Annotated in this window: 19 protein-coding genes; 3 read left to right on the top strand and 16 right to left on the bottom strand. The window is 76.9% G+C overall.

Annotated elements, in window-relative coordinates; genetic code table 11:
• Positions 1-384 precede the first annotated feature (384 nt).
• From PGB27_RS11360 to PGB27_RS29410, 15 genes are all read right to left on the bottom strand, one after another.
• Positions 385-813, bottom strand: coding sequence for a zinc-ribbon domain-containing protein (locus tag PGB27_RS11360; RefSeq protein ID WP_274200471.1), 429 nt, complete (start codon positions 811-813; stop codon positions 385-387).
• Positions 814-878: 65 nt separating this feature from the next.
• Positions 879-1,454: a TlpA family protein disulfide reductase gene (locus tag PGB27_RS11355; protein ID WP_274200470.1), complete on the bottom strand. Its 576-nt coding sequence runs from the start codon at positions 1,452-1,454 to the stop codon at positions 879-881.
• 1 nt (position 1,455) lies between these two features.
• Positions 1,456-2,100: a histidine phosphatase family protein gene (locus PGB27_RS11350; RefSeq protein ID WP_274200469.1), complete on the bottom strand. Its 645-nt coding sequence runs from the start codon at positions 2,098-2,100 to the stop codon at positions 1,456-1,458.
• Positions 2,097-3,422, bottom strand: a complete 1,326-nt coding sequence (gene hemL / locus PGB27_RS11345; protein ID WP_274200617.1) for a glutamate-1-semialdehyde 2,1-aminomutase — start codon at positions 3,420-3,422, stop codon at positions 2,097-2,099. Before hemL ends, PGB27_RS11350 begins: the two co-directional genes overlap by 4 nt.
• A gap of 104 nt (positions 3,423-3,526) precedes the next feature.
• On the bottom strand, positions 3,527-3,880 hold the full coding sequence (locus PGB27_RS11340) for a hypothetical protein (RefSeq protein ID WP_274200468.1): 354 nt from the start codon (positions 3,878-3,880) through the stop codon (positions 3,527-3,529).
• Entirely contained in the window at positions 3,877-4,347 is a 471-nt protein-coding gene (locus tag PGB27_RS11335) for a hypothetical protein (protein ID WP_274200467.1), read from the bottom strand. Before PGB27_RS11335 ends, PGB27_RS11340 begins: the two co-directional genes overlap by 4 nt.
• A complete protein-coding gene (locus tag PGB27_RS11330) occupies positions 4,344-4,781 on the bottom strand; it encodes a DUF7937 domain-containing protein (protein WP_274200466.1) in 438 nt (145 codons plus the stop codon). The genes PGB27_RS11335 and PGB27_RS11330 overlap by 4 nt, the downstream gene beginning before the upstream one ends.
• A complete protein-coding gene (gene hemB / locus PGB27_RS11325) occupies positions 4,778-5,752 on the bottom strand; it encodes a porphobilinogen synthase (protein ID WP_274200465.1) in 975 nt (324 codons plus the stop codon). Before hemB ends, PGB27_RS11330 begins: the two co-directional genes overlap by 4 nt.
• Entirely contained in the window at positions 5,752-7,398 is a 1,647-nt protein-coding gene (locus PGB27_RS11320) for a bifunctional uroporphyrinogen-III C-methyltransferase/uroporphyrinogen-III synthase (RefSeq protein WP_274200464.1), read from the bottom strand. Before PGB27_RS11320 ends, hemB begins: the two co-directional genes overlap by 1 nt.
• 23 nt (positions 7,399-7,421) lie before the next feature.
• Positions 7,422-8,477 carry a hydroxymethylbilane synthase gene (gene hemC / locus PGB27_RS11315; protein ID WP_274200463.1) on the bottom strand — a complete coding sequence of 352 codons (1,056 nt, stop codon included), beginning with the start codon at positions 8,475-8,477 and terminating at the stop codon, positions 7,422-7,424.
• On the bottom strand, positions 8,474-9,880 hold the full coding sequence (locus PGB27_RS11310; RefSeq protein WP_274200462.1) for a glutamyl-tRNA reductase: 1,407 nt from the start codon (positions 9,878-9,880) through the stop codon (positions 8,474-8,476). The genes hemC and PGB27_RS11310 overlap by 4 nt, the downstream gene beginning before the upstream one ends.
• The gene (locus tag PGB27_RS11305; protein WP_332843792.1) at positions 9,877-10,695 is read right to left on the bottom strand and encodes a redox-sensing transcriptional repressor Rex; all 819 of its coding nucleotides are present in this window, start codon (positions 10,693-10,695) and stop codon (positions 9,877-9,879) included. The genes PGB27_RS11310 and PGB27_RS11305 overlap by 4 nt, the downstream gene beginning before the upstream one ends.
• Positions 10,696-11,050: 355 nt before the next feature.
• Entirely contained in the window at positions 11,051-11,713 is a 663-nt protein-coding gene (locus PGB27_RS11300) for a ferritin-like domain-containing protein (protein ID WP_274200460.1), read from the bottom strand.
• On the bottom strand, positions 11,710-12,297 hold the full coding sequence (locus PGB27_RS11295; RefSeq protein ID WP_274200459.1) for a hypothetical protein: 588 nt from the start codon (positions 12,295-12,297) through the stop codon (positions 11,710-11,712). The genes PGB27_RS11300 and PGB27_RS11295 overlap by 4 nt, the downstream gene beginning before the upstream one ends.
• A complete protein-coding gene (locus PGB27_RS29410; protein ID WP_408630044.1) occupies positions 12,294-12,719 on the bottom strand; it encodes a glutaredoxin family protein in 426 nt (141 codons plus the stop codon). The genes PGB27_RS11295 and PGB27_RS29410 overlap by 4 nt, the downstream gene beginning before the upstream one ends.
• A 1,015-nt stretch (positions 12,720-13,734) precedes the next feature.
• Here PGB27_RS29410 and PGB27_RS11285 point away from each other — a divergent pair.
• From PGB27_RS11285 to PGB27_RS11275, 3 genes are all read left to right on the top strand, one after another.
• Positions 13,735-14,328, top strand: coding sequence for a sigma-70 family RNA polymerase sigma factor (locus PGB27_RS11285; protein ID WP_274200615.1), 594 nt, complete (start codon positions 13,735-13,737; stop codon positions 14,326-14,328).
• Positions 14,329-14,452: 124 nt separating this feature from the next.
• Positions 14,453-15,769, top strand: a complete 1,317-nt coding sequence (locus PGB27_RS11280) for a DUF5667 domain-containing protein (RefSeq protein ID WP_274200458.1) — start codon at positions 14,453-14,455, stop codon at positions 15,767-15,769.
• Between the two features lie 384 nt (positions 15,770-16,153).
• Positions 16,154-17,014, top strand: a complete 861-nt coding sequence (locus tag PGB27_RS11275; protein WP_274200614.1) for an HAD family hydrolase — start codon at positions 16,154-16,156, stop codon at positions 17,012-17,014.
• Here PGB27_RS11275 and PGB27_RS11270 read toward each other — a convergent pair.
• The gene (locus PGB27_RS11270) at positions 17,011-18,075 is read right to left on the bottom strand and encodes a lysophospholipid acyltransferase family protein (protein WP_274200457.1); all 1,065 of its coding nucleotides are present in this window, start codon (positions 18,073-18,075) and stop codon (positions 17,011-17,013) included. The genes PGB27_RS11275 and PGB27_RS11270 overlap by 4 nt on opposite strands.
• Positions 18,076-18,107 lie beyond the last annotated feature (32 nt).

Here is an 18,107-nt window from a genome sequence, read left to right as displayed (position 1 = left end):
GGGCCCGCCAGCGGCCCGCGCCCCCTCCGCTGCCCTCCCGCCGCCCGCGTCCCGGGCGTCGACCCGGGAGCCCGTGCGGTCGATGTCGATCTCCCTCGTGACCGTGAGGGCTGCCTGGTCGCCCGGCGCCGGCGGCGTCCGCCGACCACACCAGGAGGTCAACCGTGCGAGACGTCCCCACACCCCAGCCCGCTCCCGCCAACCGCGCCGAGCGCCGGGCCGCGGCCCGCGGCCGGTCGACGGGCACCGATGACCGCCCCGCCGCCCCAAGCCCCGCCGTCCCACGCCCCGCCGCCCCACGCCGCACCGGCCCGCGGACGGACGGCCGCCCGGCGCGGGCGCGCGCCGACTTCGTCGCCCGCCGCGGCGGGTAGCGGCTGCTCGCTACTGGTGACCCCGCGCCGCGTGGCCGTTCGTGCCGCCGTCGTGGGACGGGGCCCAGGGGGCGGCGCCGGGCATCCCCGGCGCCGACCCCTGCTGGGGGTACTGCTGCTGGGGGTACTGGTGCGGGGACGGCCCCGGCTGGTACTGGCCCGCCTGGTACTGCCCGGGCAGCGGCGGCGGGCCCGCGGGGCCGGCCGGCGGGGCCTGCCGGAGCTGCTCGGCCTGGCCCTTGTCGATCCACATGAGGAAGCCGCAGGCCGTGCACTGCGTCGCGTACCGGGTGCGGATCGGGAAGAGCGGGATGAAGAACAGCGTGAACTTCGTGACCGCCTTGATCACCGCGTTGGCGGCCGAGCGGTGACAGTTCACGCACGTCAGCACGACCATGGCGAGCTGCGTGACGGTGCGGCGGGTGCCGAAGATGAGCAAAGCCAAACCCCCGGGGAGCGGTCCTGGGACGAGCCTCCCAGATCGGGCGACGCCGCGGGAGGCGATCAGCTGGCCCGGGCCGGCTCCGCCGCGACGCGGTCGACCACGGGCTGGAGGTCCGAGGCCAGCACCGCGGTGAGGAAGACCGCCGCGACCCGGTGCTGGCGGTCCAGCACGATCGTCGACGGCACCGCGTTGCGCGGATAGCCGCGCAGCACGAGCAGCGACCGGCCCGGCGGGTCGAAGATCGACGGGTAGACGACGCCGCGGTCGCGCACGAAGTCGGCGGCCGCGCTGCGCTGGTCGCGGACGTCGATCCCGAGGAACTGCACGCCGCGGGGTGCCGACGCGACGGCGACCTGGTCGAGGGCGTCGGCCTCCGCCCGGCACGGCCCGCACCACGAGCCCCACACGTTGAGCACGACGACCTGACCCCGCCACGCCTCGGTCGAGAGCTGCCGGCCGGGCTCGAGCAGGCTCTCCCCGCTCACCGGCGGCAGCACGCCGCGGGTCTCGGGCGGGTCGTAGACGACGGTGGTCCGCCCGCCGGCGCCGCCGAAGGTGAACTCGCCCTCCGGGGCGTCCGACGAGCAGCCGGCGACGAGCAGCAGCGTCGCCAGCACCAGCAGGAGCGCGCGCACGTCAGGCCCCCGTGGCCGTCGGGTCGGTGACGCCGCCGGGCTCGGCGTAGGCGATGTCGGCGAGGCTCTCGTCGTCGAAGAGGAAGCTCGTCACCGAGCCGAGCGAGCACTGCCGGCGGCGCGGGTCGTGCCAGAGCCGCTCGCCGGCCAGGAAGCGGCGCAGGGTCCAGATCGGGAGCTGGTGCGACACGCACACCGCCTCGTGCCCGGCCGCCGCGGTCCGCGCGCGGTGGACGACGCCGAGCATGCGGTGCGCGATCTCGAGGTACGGCTCGCCCCACGACGGGCGGAACGGGTTGCGCAGCAGCGGCCAGTACTCGGGCCGGCGCAGCGCGCCGTCGCCGACCCCGACCGTGAGCCCCTCGAACGCGTTGCCGGCCTCGATCAGGCGCTCGTCGGTGACCGGCGTCAGGTCCAGCGCCTCGGCGATGGGCACGGCGGTCTCCTGCGCGCGCTGCATCGGCGAGACGAACAGCGCCGCGACGTGGTGGCCCCCGAGGTGCGCGGCCACCCGCAGCGCCTGCTCGCGTCCCCGGTCGGAGAGGCCGTAGCCGGGCAGGCGCCCGTAGAGGATCTTCTCGGGGTTGTGGACCTCACCGTGCCGGACGAGGTGGACGGTGGTGCGGACCGTGCCCTCAGCGCTCACGAAGCCTCCGGCGCCGTCGCCGCGGCCGCCGCCCGCGCCGCGACCGGCAGCGCGTCGGCGATCACCGAGAACGCGTCGTCGTCGAGCGCGGCGGAGATGAAGCACGCCTCGAACACGCTCGGCGGGGCGTAGACGCCGTGGTCGAGCAGGGCGTGGAAGAACGGCGGGAAGCGCCAGGTCTCGGCGGCGCGCATGTCGTCGTAGTCGCGCCCCACCCCCTCGGCGAAGCGGATCGAGATCAGCGAGCCCGCGCGCTGGATCGTGTGCACGACCCCGGCCTCGGTGAGCGCGTCGGTGAACAGGCCGTGCAGGCGGTCGGCGTTCGCGTCCAGCGCCGTGTAGACCTCCGGGGTCGCGTGCCGCAACGTCGTGAGCCCCGCCGCCACGGCCACGGGGTTCCCGGCGAGCGTGCCCGCCTGGTAGACGGGACCGGCCGGGGCGAGCTGGGCCATGACGTCGGCGCGGCCACCGAACGCCGCGGCCGGCAGGCCGCCGGACATGACCTTGCCGAAGCAGTACAGGTCGCCGGCGACGCCCTCGAGGCCGTACCAGCCCGCGGACGAGACGCGGAAGCCCGTCATCACCTCGTCGATGATCAGCAGCGCGCCGTGGGCCTGGCAGAGCCGCTTGAGCCCGGCGTTGAAGCCGTCGTCCGGGGCGACCGCGCCCATGTTGCCCGCGGCCGCCTCGGTGATGACGCAGGCGATGTCCTGGCCGCGCTCGGCGAACACCTGCGCGACGCCGTCGAGGTCGTTGTAGGGCAGGACGATCGTGTCGGTGGCCTGCGCGCCGGTGACGCCGGGCGTCGAGGGCAGCCCGAAGGTGGCGACGCCGGAGCCCGCCTCGGCGAGCAGGGCGTCGACGTGGCCGTGGTAGCAGCCGGCGAACTTCACGACGACGCTGCGCCCGGTGAACCCGCGGGCGAGGCGCACCGCGCTCATCGTCGCCTCGGTGCCCGAGTTGACCAGGCGCACCTGCTCGACGGGCTCGACGCGGCGCACGAGCTCCTCGGCGAGGTCGACCTCGCCGCCGGTCGGCGTGCCGAACGACAGGCCCGCCGACGCCGCCTCGCGCACCGCCTCGACGACGGCGGGGTGCGCGTGCCCGAGGATCATCGGGCCCCAGGAGCTGACCAGGTCGACGTAGCGGTGGCCGTCGGCGTCGGTGAGCCACGGCCCCGAGCCCGCCACCATGAACCGCGGGGTGCCGCCGACCGACCGGAAGGCGCGGACCGGGGAGTTCACCCCGCCCGGGACCACCTGCTCGGCGCGCGCGAAGAGCTCGGCGCTGCGCCCGACGCTCGACGTGCCGGTGCCCGTCATCGCTGTACTGGTCACGTCACCAGTGTCCCAGCCACGCGCGGGGGCCGCCGTGGCCGGGACCGTGAGACCCGTCAGGTCGGCAGGGCCGAGCGCCGGTCAGGCGGTCACGAGGTGCGCTCGGATCCCGTCGACGTGGTGGCGTGCTCGGCGGCCTGTTCGGGGGTGGACTCGGCGGCCGGCGCGGCCTCCGTGACGGGGTGCTCGACGTGCTCGACGGCGGCCGGCTCCCCGCGCCGCGCCGCCCGCAGCGCGGGCACGGCGACCAGGGCCGTCAGCACCGCGGCGACGCCGGCGACGGTGCCGGCGAGCAGGTAGCCGCCGACGAGGTGCAGCTGGCGGATCGGGGTGACGAGCAGCCCGCCGGTGGTCTCGCGGACCTCGACGCCGGCGACGAGCAGCACCACCGCGGCGACGGCGAGCACTACGGCGACGCCCGTGACCAGGAGCGCGCGCCTCACGACGCCGCCCGCGTGCGCAGCAGGTCCTCGAGCGCCCGGCGCAGACCCGCCCCGTCGCGCGCCCAGGCGACCGCCCGGGTGCCGTCGGACAGGCGCAGCACCACCGGCTGCAGGCGGCGCGGCACCACCGGGCCGTCGCCGAGCACGCGCACGCCGTGGTGCTCCTCGTCGGGCGGGCGCAGCGACGTGACCTGCGACATCGGCAGGCGGGTGGTGCCCTGCACGAGCACCGACGGGGTCAGCTCGACCCGCAGGAAGCGCCGCCGGCTGCGCAGGAGCACGAGCGTGTAGAGGAACACCAGCAGCCCGACGCCGAGCCACAGCGACACCGACACCCCGCCGGGCGCGAGGCTCTCCAGCCCCATCCCGGCCACCGCGAGCACCGGCCCGAACAGCAGGATCCAGGGCCGGGTGCCGGTCTCGGCGTAGAGCACCGGCTCGTCGCGGGTGTCCCCCTGCGCGGTCATGCCGACCGGCCGAACCAGGCCCGGGCCGCGGGCAGGTGCAGCAGGCCCGCGGCGACGACGAAGGCGACGAACCAGGCGCCGCCGGCCCCGAGGAACGTGACCTGCACCAGGCCCGCGATCGCCAGCACCGCGCCCAGCACCGTCAGCCCCGTCCGCGCCGTGCGCGAGCCGCTGCGCAGCCGCCGGGCGGCGACGAGCGTGGCGACGCCCGCGGCGGCGAGCACGACCATCGCGCCGACCACGGCGATCGGCCCCGTGCCCGGGTCCAGGTCGCCGAACGCCAGACCCAGGCCGAAGAGCAGCGCCGTCCCGATCATGAGGACGCCGAGCACGCTCCATAGCACGACCGCCGCAGTGACGATCCCGGGGCGGCCGGGCTCCTCCTCGGGCGGCGTCACCGACCGGGACGCCGGCGCGTGGTCGGCCACCGTCACCGGTCCAGCCAGGCGGCGGCCTCGGTGGCCCAGTAGGTCAGCACGATGTCCGCCCCGGCGCGGCGGATGCCCGTCAGGGACTCGAGGATCGTGCGCTCGCGGTCGAGCCACCCGCGCTCGACCGCCGCGGAGATCATCGCGTACTCGCCCGACACCTGGTAGGCCGCGACCGGGACGTCGGCGGCGTCGGCGACCCGGCGCAGGACGTCGAGGTAGCCCATCGCCGGCTTCACCATGACCATGTCGGCGCCCTCGTCGAGGTCGAGCGCCGCCTCGCGGCCGGCCTCCCGGCCGTTGGCGGGGTCCTGCTGGTAGGTGCGCCGGTCGCCCTGCAGCTGCGAGTCGACGGCCTCGCGGAACGGGCCGTAGAACGCGCTGGCGTACTTGGCCGAGTAGGCGAGGATCGCGGTGTCGCGGAACCCGGCCTCGTCGAGCGCGGCCCGGATGACGCCGACCTGGCCGTCCATCATCCCGCTGGGCGCGACGACGTGGGCGCCGGCGCGGGCCTGGGCCACCGCCATCTCGCCGTAGATCGGCAGGGTGGCGTCGTTGTCCACGTTGCCGTCGGCGTCGAGGACCCCGCAGTGGCCGTGGTCGGTGAACTCGTCGAGGCAGGTGTCCGCCATGACCGGCAGGGCGTCGCCGACCTCGGCGCGGACGTCGCCCAGCGCCACGTTGAGGATGCCCCCGGGATCGACGGCGCCCGACCCGACCGCGTCGTGGCGGGCGGGCACGCCGAACAGCATGATCCCGCCGACGCCCGCGGCCGCCGCCTCGGCCGCCGCCTTGCGCACCGACTCCCGCGTGTGCTGGACGACGCCCGGCATCGACGAGATCGGCCGCGGGGAGTCGAGCCCCTCGGCGACGAACACCGGCAGGACGAGGTGGCGCGGGCGCACCTCGGTCTCGGCGACGAGGCGCCGCATGCCGGGGTTCGCGCGCAGGCGCCGGGGGCGGTCTGTCGGGAACATCAGCGCTTGCGGGCCTTCGTCTTGCGGGGCGGGGGCAGGGCGCCCTCCGCGCGGAGCTTCGCGGCGTGCGACGCGAGCGCCTCGACCAGCGACGGCACGTCGGCGGTCTCGGGCTTGACGTCGACGCGCAACCCGAACTCCACCGCGGTCTCGGCGGTCTTCGGGCCGATGCACGCGACGATCGTGCGGGCGTGCGGCTTGCCGGCGATCCCGACGAGGTTGCGCACCGTGGACGACGAGGTGAAGCAGACGGCGTCGAACCCGCCGGTCTTGATCGCCTCGCGGACCGGCGCGGGCGGCGGGGCTGCGCGCACCGTGCGGTACGCGGTGATGTCGTCGATCTCCCAGCCGCGCTGCTGCAGGCCCTCGGCGAGGGTCTCGGTGGCGATGTCGGCGCGCGGGAGCAGGACCCGGTCGACCGGGTCGAGGACGTCGTCGTGCGGCGGGAAGACGTCGAGCAGGCCCTCGGAGGACTGCTCGGTCTCCTCGCCCGGCACGAGCTCGGGGTGCACGCCGAACGAGCGCACGACGTCGGCCGTGGCCTCGCCGACGCAGGCGATCTTGACGCCGGAGAACGCGCGGGCGTCGAGCCCGAACTCGCCGAACTTCTCCCACACGGCGCGCACGGCGTTGGCCGAGGTGAACACGACCCACTGGTAGCGCCCGTCGACGAGGCCCTTGACCGCGCGCTCCATCTGCGCGGGGCTGCGCGGGGGCTCCACCGCGATGGTGGGCACCTCCTCGGGCACCGCGCCGTGCACGCGCAGGCGGTCGCTCATCGCGCCGGCCTGGTCCTTGGTGCGCGGCACGAGGACCCGCCAGCCGTAGAGCGCGCGGGACTCCCACCACGACAGCGTCGCGCGGTCGGTGACGGCGTCGCCGAGGGTCACGACGAGCGTGCCCTCGAGCTCCGCGCCGTCCGCGGCGAGCTTGTCCAGGCTGGTCTCGACGGTGCGCTGGCGCGAGCCGGTGCCGGCCGTGGTGACCAGCGCGGGCGTGCCGGGCTTCCAGCCGTTCTCCACCAGCTGCGCCGACGCCCCCGCGAGCTCCGCGGCCGTGGCCTGCAGGACCAGCGGGCCGGGTGCGACGGAGAGCGCGGCGTAGTCGACGGCCTCGCCCGCGGTGAGGTCCACCGTGGTGTGGGCCGGGCCGAGCGCCACGCCGGCGTAGGTCGGGACCGCCGTGTCGGCGGGCATGCCGGGCACGACGTCGAAGGGGACACCGGCCGCGGCGACGGCGCGCACCTCGGTGACGACGTCGGGGCGCACGAGCGGGTCGCCCAGGCACAGGCGCACGACCGAGGCACCGCCCCGGGCCTCGGTCACGACCGTCTCGGCGAGCGCCGCGGGGTCGGCCGGCGCGGGGCCGGCGCCGGTCGCGGCCGGGTCGTCGGCGGCGAAGCTCGGCGCCACGACCGCATCGGTGGCCGGGCCCCCCGCCGCGGGGTCGTCGCCGGCGTGCCCGACCGGGCGCACCGTCACCGACGACGGCAGCGTGCCGAGCACGTCCGCGGGGACGCCACGGTCGGCGACGACCAGCGTGGCGGCGGCGAGGGCGTCGCGCGCCCGTACGGTCAGCAGCCCGGGGTCCCCGGGTCCGCTGCCGACGAAGGCGACCCGGCCGGCGGTCGTCGAGGGTGCTGTCATGTCTTCCGTTCCCATCGTGGTGTTCAGGAGGCGGGCGGCGGGGCCTCGCCGGCGACGGCGTCCGGGCCCGGACGGGACCCTGCCTCGCTGACGGGCATCGCGTACCCCGACGGCTCCGCCCCGTCGGCGAGCAGTTCCTCGGCCAGCTCCCGGCCGATCCGCTCGGCGTCCTCGGTCTCTCCGGTGGCGGAACCGCGCACGAGCGCGCCGTCCGCCGTGGTGGCCACCGCGCGCAGCGACAGCCGTTCGATCACGCGTCCGTCGTCGTCGAGGTCCTCGACGACCTCGGCGAGCGCCCCGATCGGGGCGCTGCAGGGCGAACCCAGCGCACCCAGGACGGCGCGCTCGGCCGTGACGGCCACCGCGACGCCCTCGTCGTGCAGCGTGGAGCGCAGGAGGTGCTCGAGCGCGGTGTCCTGCCTTCGGCACTCGCAGGCGAGCGCGCCCTGCGCGGGCGCGGGGAGCACCTGCAGGGGGTCGAGCACCTCGGTGGCCTCGCCGACCCGCCCGAGGCGGGCCAGCCCGGCGCGGGCGAGCACGACGGCGTCGAGCTCGCCGCGCCTCACCTTGCCGATCCGGGTGTCGACGTTGCCCCGGATCGGGACGAGCTGCAGGCCCAGCCCGAGCGCGGCGATCTGCGCGACGCGCCGCGGCGAGCCCGTGCCCACCACCGCGCCCGGCGGCAGCTCGCCGAGCACCATGCCGTCGCGGGCGACGAGCGCATCGCGCGGGTCCTCGCGCGCCGGCACGGCGGCGAGCACCAGGCCGGGCACCGCGGCGGTCGGCAGGTCCTTGTAGGAGTGCACGGCGACGTCGATCTCGCCGGCGAGCAGCGCGTCGCGCAACGCGGTGACGAACACGCCCACCCCGCTGCCCGCGATCGGCGTGCCCGCCGCCTGGGACCGGTCGCCCTCGGTGGAGATCGTGACGACCTCGACCGTCGCGCCGGCCGCGGTCAGCGCCGCGGCGACGATGTCGGTCTGGGTGCGGGCGAGCAGGCTCGCGCGGGTGCCGATGCGGATGGTGCGGGCGCCCTCGCCGAGCAGCGTCCCCGTCTCCGCGGTGTCGGTCACGGTCATCGCCGCCCCCCGCTGAGGGCCTGGTCCATGCCGTCGCCGGGCTCGACGCTCGTCGTGGTGCCCGGCACCGTCCCCGGGACCGTCTCGGCGACCGTCTCCGTGGCCGCCAGCACGGCGGGCGTCTGCGGGTCGAGCTCGAAGAGCTCGCGCAGCGCCTCGGCGTAGGAGTCCCCTCCCGGCGACTGCGCCAGGCGCTTGACCTGCACCGTCGGCGTGTGCAGCAGCTTGTCGACGACGCGGCGCACGGTCTGGGCGACCTCGCCGCGCGCGTGGTCGTCGAGGTCGGGCAGGCGCCCGGCCAGGCGCAGCAGCTCGCCGTCGACGACCTCGGCCGCGCGCCGGCGCAGCGCGGTGACCGTCGGGGTGACCTCGGCGGTGCGCTGGGCCGCGAAGTAGCCGCGCACCTCCTCGGCGACGACGGCGCGGGCCTCCTCGACCGCGCGCCCGGCGCCGGCCGAGCGCAGCCGCTCGCCGAGGGCCGCGAGGTCGACGACGGTGACGCCGGGCAGGGCCGCCGCGCGCGGGTCGACGTCGCGGGGCAGGCCGAGGTCGCAGACGACCAGCGGGCGGGCCGTGGTGTCGCGCCCCGCCAGGGCCGCGCGCACGTCCTCCTCGCCGACGACGGTGCCGACCGCGCCGGTGCACGCCACCACGACGTCGGCGGCGGCGATCTCGCGGGGCAGCGCGTCGAGCCCGGTGGCGCGGGCGGCCGCCCCCTCGGCGCGCAGCGACACCGCGAGCCGCTCGGCGTTGTCCTCGGAACGGTTGGCCAGCACGGTCTCGGCGACGCCGGCGCGGCGCAGGTGCGCGGCGGACAGGGCGCCCATCGACCCGGCGCCCACGACGAGCGCGCGGCGCCCCTCGAGCGAGCCCAGCGCGGTCCCGGCGTCGGCGAGGGCCTCGGAGACCACCGAGGCGCCGGCCGCGTCGATGCCGGTCTCGGCGTGGGCGCGCTTGCCGACCCGCAGCGCCTGCTGGGCCAGCTCGTGCAGCACCCGGCCCGCCGACCCGAGCTCGCGGGCGTCGGCGTACGCAGCGCGCAGCTGGCCCAGGATCTGGGCCTCGCCGACCACCATCGAGTCGAGCCCGGCGGCCACGGAGAACAGGTGCTCCACCGCGGAGCCGGCGTAGTGCACGTAGAGGTGGTCGGTGAGGTCGGAGACCTCCGCGTGCGCGTGGCGGGCGAGGACGTCGGTGACCTCGGTGAGGCCGCCGTGGAACGTCTCGACCACCGCGTAGATCTCGACGCGGTTGCACGTGGACACGAGCATCGCCTCGGTGACGTGCTCGCCGGTGAGCAGGTCGTCGAGCACCTTGCGGGTGTCGTCTCCGGACACGGCGACGCGCTCGAGCACCGGCACCTCAGCGGTGCGGTGCGAGACGCCGACCAGGAGCAGGCTCATCGGGAGACCGCCTCTCGCGGGGTCTGGTCTGCGGGCCGGGTGAGCTCCCCGGCCGGGCCGGCCGCCGGCACGGTGCCGTGCCGTCGGGCGACGTGGAACGAGAGCACCTGCATCTCCACCGCCAGGTCCACCTTGCGCACCTCGACCCCCGCCGGCACCGAGAGCACGGTGGGCGCGAAGTTGAGGATGCTGCGCACGCCGGCGGCCACGAGGTGGTCGCAGACGCGCTGGGCGGCGGGCGCGGGTGTCGCGACCACGCCGATGGTCACGCCGCGGGCGGCGCACACGGCGCCGATCGCGTCCGCGTGCTCGACCTCGACGCCGCCGATGGTGGTGCCGACGAGCGCCGGGTCGACGTCGAAGAGGGCCGCGACGGGGAAGCCGCGCTGCGCGAAGCCCCCGTAGCCGGCCAGGGCGTGCCCGAGGTTGCCGACCCCGACCAGTGCCACCGCGTGCGGCCGCGTCAGGCCCAGGGTGGCCTCGACCTCGGCGGTGAGCCGGGACACGTCGTACCCGACCCCGCGCACGCCGGACGAGCCGATGTGGGAGAGGTCCTTGCGCAGCGTCGTCGAGTTCACGCCGGCGGCGGCGGCCAGTTCCTCGCTGGACACCGTGCCGCGACCCTCGTCGAGCAGCGTGGTGAGCACGCGCAGGTAGACCGCCAGGCGCGCCACCGTGGCCTCGGGCACGGGACGGGTGGCGGCGTCGGTCTGGTCGGTCGTGTCCTGGGCGTCGACCGGCGCGAGGGCGTCCTCGGGCGTCCGGGTCGACGGCACCGGGCGTCGGGAGGGCCGGGTGCCGCGGTCGACCGTCACTTCCGGGCGCCTCCTGTCATCCCTCGCTCGCGTGCCGCGCGGCGCGACGGGTCTCCGCACCCCTCGCGCGGGCCCGCACCTCGCGGCACTGCACCACGCGGACGTCCCCGGAACCGTTCCGGACAACGCTAGCGCTCGTGAACGCACGCACAAAATCGCCGCGAGCCGCCGCACAGCGGGGCTGGGGTACCCACCGCGCCGACGCGGACCGCGCCGCGTCGTGCAGGCGTCGTGCCGACCGGCGGAGGCCTCCAGTCTGCCACCGGTCGCGCTCCGACGCCGCGCCCGAACCCCGTCCGGAGCAGCACGGCGCGGTACCCGGCGTCCCTGGTGCGCCGTCCGGTGGACGTCCGCGTCAGACCGTGAGCGCGTCGGGGGTCAGCGCACCGGCGATGGGGTCCGTGGGTGCGGTGGGCGGACGTCCCAGGAGGAAGTCGGCGGTGGCGCCGTGCATGGCCACGACGGGTCCGACACCCGCCGCGAGCGTGACGGCGGACGCGTCCGTGACCTCGCCCACGATCCGGGTCACGGTGGCCGCGACGGTGCCCGTGAGGTCGGCGGCGAGGCCCAGGAGGTCGACCGGGGCGCGGGCCGCGTCGAGCCGCTCGCGCAGGGCGGGCTCGACGGTGAGGGGGTAGCCGGTGACCGCGGGACGCCCGCCGGCGGTGAGCAGCCGGTTCCACGCCTCCGCGTGCGCCACGTGCTGGGCGGCGGCGCCGGACAGGTAGGCGGACACGACGGCCGGGACCGCGCCGAAGCGCCCCTGGCCGGCGCCGGTGGCGGCCTGGCCGAGCAGGTCGCCGGCGAGCCCGGAGAGCGCGGCGCCCAGGGCGACCCAGGCCACCTCGCCCTCGTAGGCCGCCGGGTCGGTCGACGTCGTGGTCGTCGGCGAGGGCGGCGCGCCCGGCGCGGGCGGGCCCGGCGGCGCCTCGTTCGAGCACGCGGCAAGGCCCGCGGCCCCGGCGAGCGCGCCGAGCCCGACGAGGAAGCCGCGCCGGGAGAACGGCCGGGGCGTCATCGCGGCGTCCCCTCGGTCGGCGGCGAGGCCTTCTCCGTGGGGAACAGGACGTCGGGGAAGCCGACGGTGCCCGCGCCCGGGGGCAGGGCGAGCAGGTCCGGGGGCGCGGCGACCAGCTCGGTCCGCCCGCTCGCGAGCAGCGTCTGCAGGGTCAGCAGCAGGGCCTTGCGCCGCGCGGCCGCCGCGGCGTGCCCGGCGACCGTGGCGCGCACCGGCGGCGCGGAGAGCTCGACGACGTCGCTGACGAGCGTCTGGGCGAGGACGTCCTCGAGGGTCAGCGCGAGCCCGACCACGTCGCCCGGGCCCCGCACCGTCGGCAGCGCCTGCTCGACGACCGGCGCGTACTCCGGGTCGGGGTCGGTCTGCACCCGCCCGCCCGCGTCACGCGTGGCCTCGGCGAGGTCGGTCCGCGCCCGCTCGAGGGCCGCCACGGCCGCCACGAGCAGCTCGCGCACCGGCGCCGGCGCGGACGCCCCGCCGCCGAAGGCGAGGCGCTGGAGGCGGACGTAGGTGTCGAGCGTCAGCTCCACCAGGGACGAGGCGGTCTGCAGGATCGGCACGTCGGCCGGCGCGGGGGCGGTCACCGGGGCGCTCCCAACGCCCGGACCAGGTCGTCGGGCTCCAGGCGCCACGAGGCGATCTCGACGCCGTCGACGAGGACGACGGGGATGCGGTCGCCGTACTCGGCGCGCCACTCCGGGTCGGCGCCCGGCCCGTCGACGTCGACCACCGCGTGCTCCTCGCCGACGCGGCCGCAGATCTCGCGCACCACGCCCTCCATCCGGTCGCAGGTCCGGCAGTCGGCGCGTACGAGCACGAGCACACGCACCGCCTCCTCCTCGTCGGACGCGCCGGGCGCCTCGGACGAGGTGCCGGGGAGAGTGTCGGGCAGACCGCCGGATCCGGTGACGGCGGGCGACGCGGACCCCGTCGACCCGTCGGGGCGACCGCCCGTCGCACCGCCCACCGACGTCATCGCCCGCTCGTCGGACCGCTCGTCCGCCACCGCCCCGTCGCCTCCGTCCCGGACCGTCCCGGTGCACCGCCCGGCGGCAGTCTCGCACGGTCCCCGGGGCCCCACGCGGAGCCCCGGGATGCGTCCGAATGGCCGCTCGTCGCACCGTCGGTGCAGGTCGGAGAGGGTCGGCACCCCCGCGGGCGCGCCGGTGTCAGGGCATCTCACGCCGCACGTATGCTCCCCAGCCGACGCCCCCTCGGGGGGATGCCGGTCGGGGAAGGTCGATCGAGGGGGAGGGCATGTCCGACGCTGCCGGTCACCTCGGCCGGGCCTGCGCGCGCCGTGTCGTCCGGCCCCGCGGCCCGGTCCTCTGCTCCACCGTCGCCCGTTCCACCGTCGCCCGTCGCCTCCCCCGTGGGGTCCCTGCCGTGCACAACGCGTCCGCGGGCTCCGCGATGCGCCGTCCTCCCCCCGGAGCGCTGTGAGGCGCGCGGCACCCGACCCCGCCGACGAGCCCGGCCCCGGCCCCGTGCCCGCGCGGGGCGGCGGCCGGCGCGGCAACGGCACGGGCGGCACCGGCGGCCAGGTCTCCGTGGGGCGTTCCCGCGGGGCGACCGGCACCGACACCCCGCCCGAGCCCGTCCTCGACGCGCGCGGGAACGGGCACGGTCCCGTCGCCCCGCCGACCGCGCCGCTCGCGTACCCGGCGCAGCGCCGCCGCGAGGACACGTGGCCCCCGGCCGACCAGGCCCCCGCGGACGCGCCGCCCACCCGCCGACCCGGCCGCGGGCGTCCCCCCGAGGGCCGCCCGACGCCGCCGGCCGGGCTCCCGCGCCCCGACACGATGCCCCCGGTCCCGCTGGCCCCGCCCGCCCCTCCGGCGCCCCGCACCGGTACCGGCCCGCTGCCCCCGACCACGGCGCAGCCCGGCCCGCCCCCCGCGGACGGCGCGACGCCCACGGCCGCGGTGCCGCTGCGCCCGCCGGGCGACCCGCACACGGGTGCGGTGCCCGAGGAGTCGGCGCCGGGCGGTCCCGCGGTCGACGAGGAGCTCCCCGACGAGCTGCAGGACGACCTGCCCGACGACCTCCCCGACGACGGCGCCACCGCCGAGGGCTGGGCGCTCGTCCGCCTCGCGCAGGACGGCGACACCCAGGCGTTCGGTCAGCTCTTCGACCGCTACCACGACACCGTCTTCCGGTTCGTGCTCTTCCGCCTCGGCGACCGCCCGGCCGCGGAGGACCTCACCCAGGAGACCTTCGTCCGCGCGTTCCGCCGGATCACCTCGGTGAGCTACCAGGGCCGCGACATCGGCGCCTGGTTCGTGACGATCGCCCGGAACCTCGTGCTCGACCACGTGAAGTCCAGCCGCTACCGGCTCGAGCACTCGACCGCCGAGGTCGCCGACGTCGCGCCGTCGAGCGTGCGGCCCAGCCCGGAGACCGAGGTCATCGCGGGCGCCACCCACGCCGAGCTGCTCCGTTGCGTCGCCCGTCTCGGTGACGACCAGCAGGAGTGCATCGCCCTGCGCTTCCTGCAGGGACTCTCCGTGGCCGAGACCGCGGAGATCATGGGCCGCAACGAGGGCGCCGTGAAGGCGCTCCAGCACCGGGCGGTCCGTCGGCTCGCTCAACTGTTGCCCGAGGGGCTGCGGTGAGTCACATCGTTGTGGTTCGAACCGCACACCGCATCGTCGTAACCGGTCGCCCGTCTCGTCGTTCAACCCAGCGACGAGCACGGCGCGCACGGAAAGTGACGCGCGGACGATGAGGACGGGCGGCATGTCGAGCGGGCACGACGAGGACGACGAGCTCTTCGCTCGCGTCTGGGAGCAGCGCGACGCCACGGGGCGTCCGCCGCATCCCTCTCGTGCGGGTGGCGTCGACCCGGCCCGCGATCCCGACCTCGCCCGTGACCTGGCCCGTGACCTCGAGCTCGCCGCGGCGCTGCGGGCCGCCGGGCGGGACGCCATCGGCCCCGACGCCGACGCCAGCGCCCGCATGCGGGCCGCCGTCATGGCCGAGATCACCGGGGGCACCGCCCAGGGCGGTCGGGCCCAGCTCCCGCGCGAGCGCACCCGTGTCCTGCGCTCCCCGGACTCCGGTCCGGTCGGCGGTCGGGGGGCCGGCCGGGCCGGTGCGACCACCCGGCGCGGGAGCACTCGCCCCGGCGACGGTCGTCCCGGGACCAGGGCCACGTCCCGCCGGCGCTCGACCCGCCTGATCTCCTCGCTGGTGGGCGGGGCGTGCGCGGTCCTGCTGCTCGGCGCCCTGACCGTGCTGCTCAGCCGCGGCTCGCTGCCCGGCGAGATGCTCTACGGGATCAAGCGGGCGTCCGAGAGCGCCGAGATCGGGCTGACCAGCGGCCAGGAGGCCAAGGGGCAGCGCCACCTCGACTTCGCCGCGACCCGCCTGGAGGAGGTCTCCGACCTCATCGGCCGTGACACCGCCACCGCGGCGGGCGCCGGGCCGGTCGCCGCGGGCCTCGGGCCCGAGGAGGCCGCGCTGGTGCTGGAGAACCTGCGCGACTTCGACGAGCAGGCCCGCACGGGCTCGCGCCTCATCCTCCCGCTGGCCGGCCAGCCGACCGGGCCCTCGCCCGCCCAGCTCGCGGAGTGGGCGCGCGAGCAGTCGGCGCGGATCGACACCCTGAGCCCCTCGCTCGACACCGACGGGCGCGGCGCCGCCGCCCAGTCCCAGCAGATGCTGCAGCGCCTCGGCCAGCGCGCCACCGCGCTCGGCGGCCCGCAGCGCTGCGCGACCGGGAACGAGAGCGACGACCTCGGGCCGCTGCCGGTCCGCGAGTGCGACACCTCCACCTCGCCCTCGACGGCGACGCCGGAGCGCACCGACGTCTCGGCCACCGAGACGTCGACCTCCACGACCACCACCACGACGACGAGCCGCACGAGCACCAGCTCGAGCGAGTCGTCGACGCGGGACGGCGGCTCCGACGAGGACTCGGGCTCGTCGCAGGACTCCGACGACGCCGGTGAGGACGCGCCGCCGCCGGTGCGGGTCCCGCTGCCGGTGCCGCTGCTGCCGCAGGTCGACGTGCCGCCGCTGCTGCCCGGTCTGCCCGGTCTCAGCCTCGGCTGACCCCCGGCCTCGGGGCGGGCCGGTCGCGGGGCACCCCGCCGTCGTGGCTCCCGTCTAGGGTGAGGACGCACCGCCGCGGGGTCGATGTCGTTCCGTCCCGCCCCGGCCGGCGTGGATCCCGGGACGGACATCAACGGGGAGGGTCCGCCGGTGGGACGACGGCGCGAGCGCCGGTTGCAGGCGGAGCGCGAGGCGGCGCGGCGCGCGGGCGAGGCGTCCGCCGAGGCCGCGCTCGCCGACCCGGACGTCGGGGGACCCACCGCCTCCGAGCTCCTCGAGTCGGTGCCGGAGAGCGCCGGGCCGACCACCGACCCCACCGTCGGCGAGAGCCCGGCGGACCTCGCCACCGCCGCCGCCGCGGCCGAGGGGGCGCCCGACGGCGAGCTGGCCGGGGGCGGGCCCGCCGCCGCGGCCGCCTCCGCCGAGGCGCCGGACATCCGCGAGCACCCGCCGTCGCCCAAGGTCCCGCCGGACCTCACCGCCGCCGCGTTCTTCGACGTCGACAACACGATGATGATGGGCGCGTCGATCTTCCACTTCGCCCGCGGCCTCGCGGCCCGCAACTTCTTCTCCGGCTCCGACCTGCGCGGCTTCGTCTGGCAGCAGCTCAAGTTCCGGCTCGGCGGCGAGGGCACGCCCGACGACGTCCGGGCGCACCGCGAGCAGGCGCTGTCGTTCGTCGCGGGGCAGTCGGTGGCCGAGCTGGTCGAGCTCGGCGAGGAGATCTACGACGAGCTCATGGCCGACCGGATCTGGGAGGGCACGCGCGCGCTCGCCCAGATGCACCTGGACGCCGGGCAGCGCGTCTGGCTGGTCACCGCGACGCCGCTCGAGCTCGCCCGCATCATCGCCCGCCGCCTCGGGCTCACCGGCGCGCTCGGCACCGTCGCCGAGAGCGAGGACGGCGTCTACACCGGGCGGCTGGTCGGCGAGCTGCTCCACGGCCCGGCCAAGGCCCACGCGGTGCGCGCGCTGGCCGCCCGCGAGGGCCTCGACCTGCGGCGCTGCGCGGCGTACTCCGACTCGGTCAACGACGCCCCGATGCTCTCGGTCGTCGGCACGGCCGTCGCGGTCAACCCGGACTCCGACCTGCGCCAGCTCGCGCGGCGCCGGGGCTGGGAGATCCGCGACTTCCGCTCGGGGCGCAAGGCGGCCCGCATCGGCGTGCCGTCGGTGCTTGGCGCCGGCGCGGTGGCCGGCGCCGTCGTCGGGGGCCTGGCCTACCGCCGCCGGCTGGTCGGTTAGCCCAAGAAGGCGTTCCGCCGGCCCGCGAGCAGGCGGTACAGCGTCTGCTGGATGTTCTCGCGCACCTGGTCGGTCAGGTTGAACACCAGCATCGGGTCGTCCGCGGCGCCGGGCTCGTAGGACTCGGTGTGGATCGGCTCGCCGAACTCGATGTACCACTTCGACGGCAGCGGCACGAGGCCGAGCGGCCCGAGCAGCGGCCAGGTCGGGGTGATCGGGAAGTACGGGACGCCGAGCAGCCGCGCGACGGCGCCGAGGTCGGCGATCTTCGGGTAGATCTCCTCGGCGCCGACGATGGAGCAGGGGATGATCGGCACCCCGCACCGCAGGGCCGCCGAGACGAAGCCGCCGCGCCCGAAGCGCTGCAGCTTGTACCGGTCGGCGAAGTCCTTGCCGATGCCCTTGAAGCCCTCGGGCCAGACGCCGACGAGCTCGCCGGCCGACAGCAGGGCCTCGGCGTCGGCGTTGCAGGCCAGCGTGTGCCCGGCCTTGCGGGCCGCGGCGCCGACGCCGGGCAGGCCGAAGACGAGGTCGGCGGCGAGCATGCGCAGGTGGCGCGGCACGGGCAGGTCGTCGTGCGCCGCCACCGTCGTCATCAGGGCGTCGAGGGGCAGCGTGCCGGAGTGGTTGGCGACGAGCAGTGCCCCGCCCGACAGCGGCACGTTCTCCGTGCCGATGGTCTCGACCCGGAACCACTTCTCGTACAGCGGCCGCAGCAGCGGCATGACCACGTGCTCGGTGAGGTCGCGGTCGAAGCCGAAGTCGTCGACGGTGTAGCGGCCGGTGAGGCGGCGCTGCAGGAACTCGCCGACCTCGGCGACCCGTGCCTCGAGCTCGGTCGGGCCGGGCGTCGGCAGGGCCGCGAGCTCGCCGGCCGGGGCGTCCAGCGTCTGCCCCGCGTCGGTCACCTCGTCCGTACCGCCGCCGAGGCCCCGCGCGGCCGCGGTGCGCTCCTGGAGCGACCCGACACCCGGTCGGCTCGCCCGGCGCGGCGCGGGACGCGAACGCTGTCGGGGACCCCCGCCGTCTTGACGCAGCGGGATCACCCGGGCCTCGGGCATGACGTCACCTTCCGGGAGACGGGGCGGGCGGG

The sequence above is a fragment of the Actinomycetospora lemnae genome, from assembly GCF_028737315.1.
GTDB lineage: Bacteria > Actinomycetota > Actinomycetes > Mycobacteriales > Pseudonocardiaceae > Actinomycetospora > Actinomycetospora lemnae.
This window is presented reverse-complemented; position numbering and strand designations above follow the sequence as displayed.

Coding starts and splice junctions, on each gene's coding strand:
- hemL (WP_274200617.1), bottom strand. CDS start 3,422: ATGACGGGCACCGGCACGTCGAGCGTCGGGCGCAGCGCCGAGCTCTTC.
- PGB27_RS11320 (WP_274200464.1), bottom strand. CDS start 7,398: ATGACAGCACCCTCGACGACCGCCGGCCGGGTCGCCTTCGTCGGCAGC.
- hemB (WP_274200465.1), bottom strand. CDS start 5,752: ATGTTCCCGACAGACCGCCCCCGGCGCCTGCGCGCGAACCCCGGCATG.
- hemC (WP_274200463.1), bottom strand. CDS start 8,477: ATGACCGTGACCGACACCGCGGAGACGGGGACGCTGCTCGGCGAGGGC.
- PGB27_RS11300 (WP_274200460.1), bottom strand. CDS start 11,713: ATGACGCCCCGGCCGTTCTCCCGGCGCGGCTTCCTCGTCGGGCTCGGC.
- PGB27_RS11310 (WP_274200462.1), bottom strand. CDS start 9,880: ATGAGCCTGCTCCTGGTCGGCGTCTCGCACCGCACCGCTGAGGTGCCG.
- PGB27_RS11335 (WP_274200467.1), bottom strand. CDS start 4,347: ATGACCGCGCAGGGGGACACCCGCGACGAGCCGGTGCTCTACGCCGAG.
- PGB27_RS11270 (WP_274200457.1), bottom strand. CDS start 18,075: ATGCCCGAGGCCCGGGTGATCCCGCTGCGTCAAGACGGCGGGGGTCCC.
- PGB27_RS11280 (WP_274200458.1), top strand. CDS start 14,453: ATGTCGAGCGGGCACGACGAGGACGACGAGCTCTTCGCTCGCGTCTGG.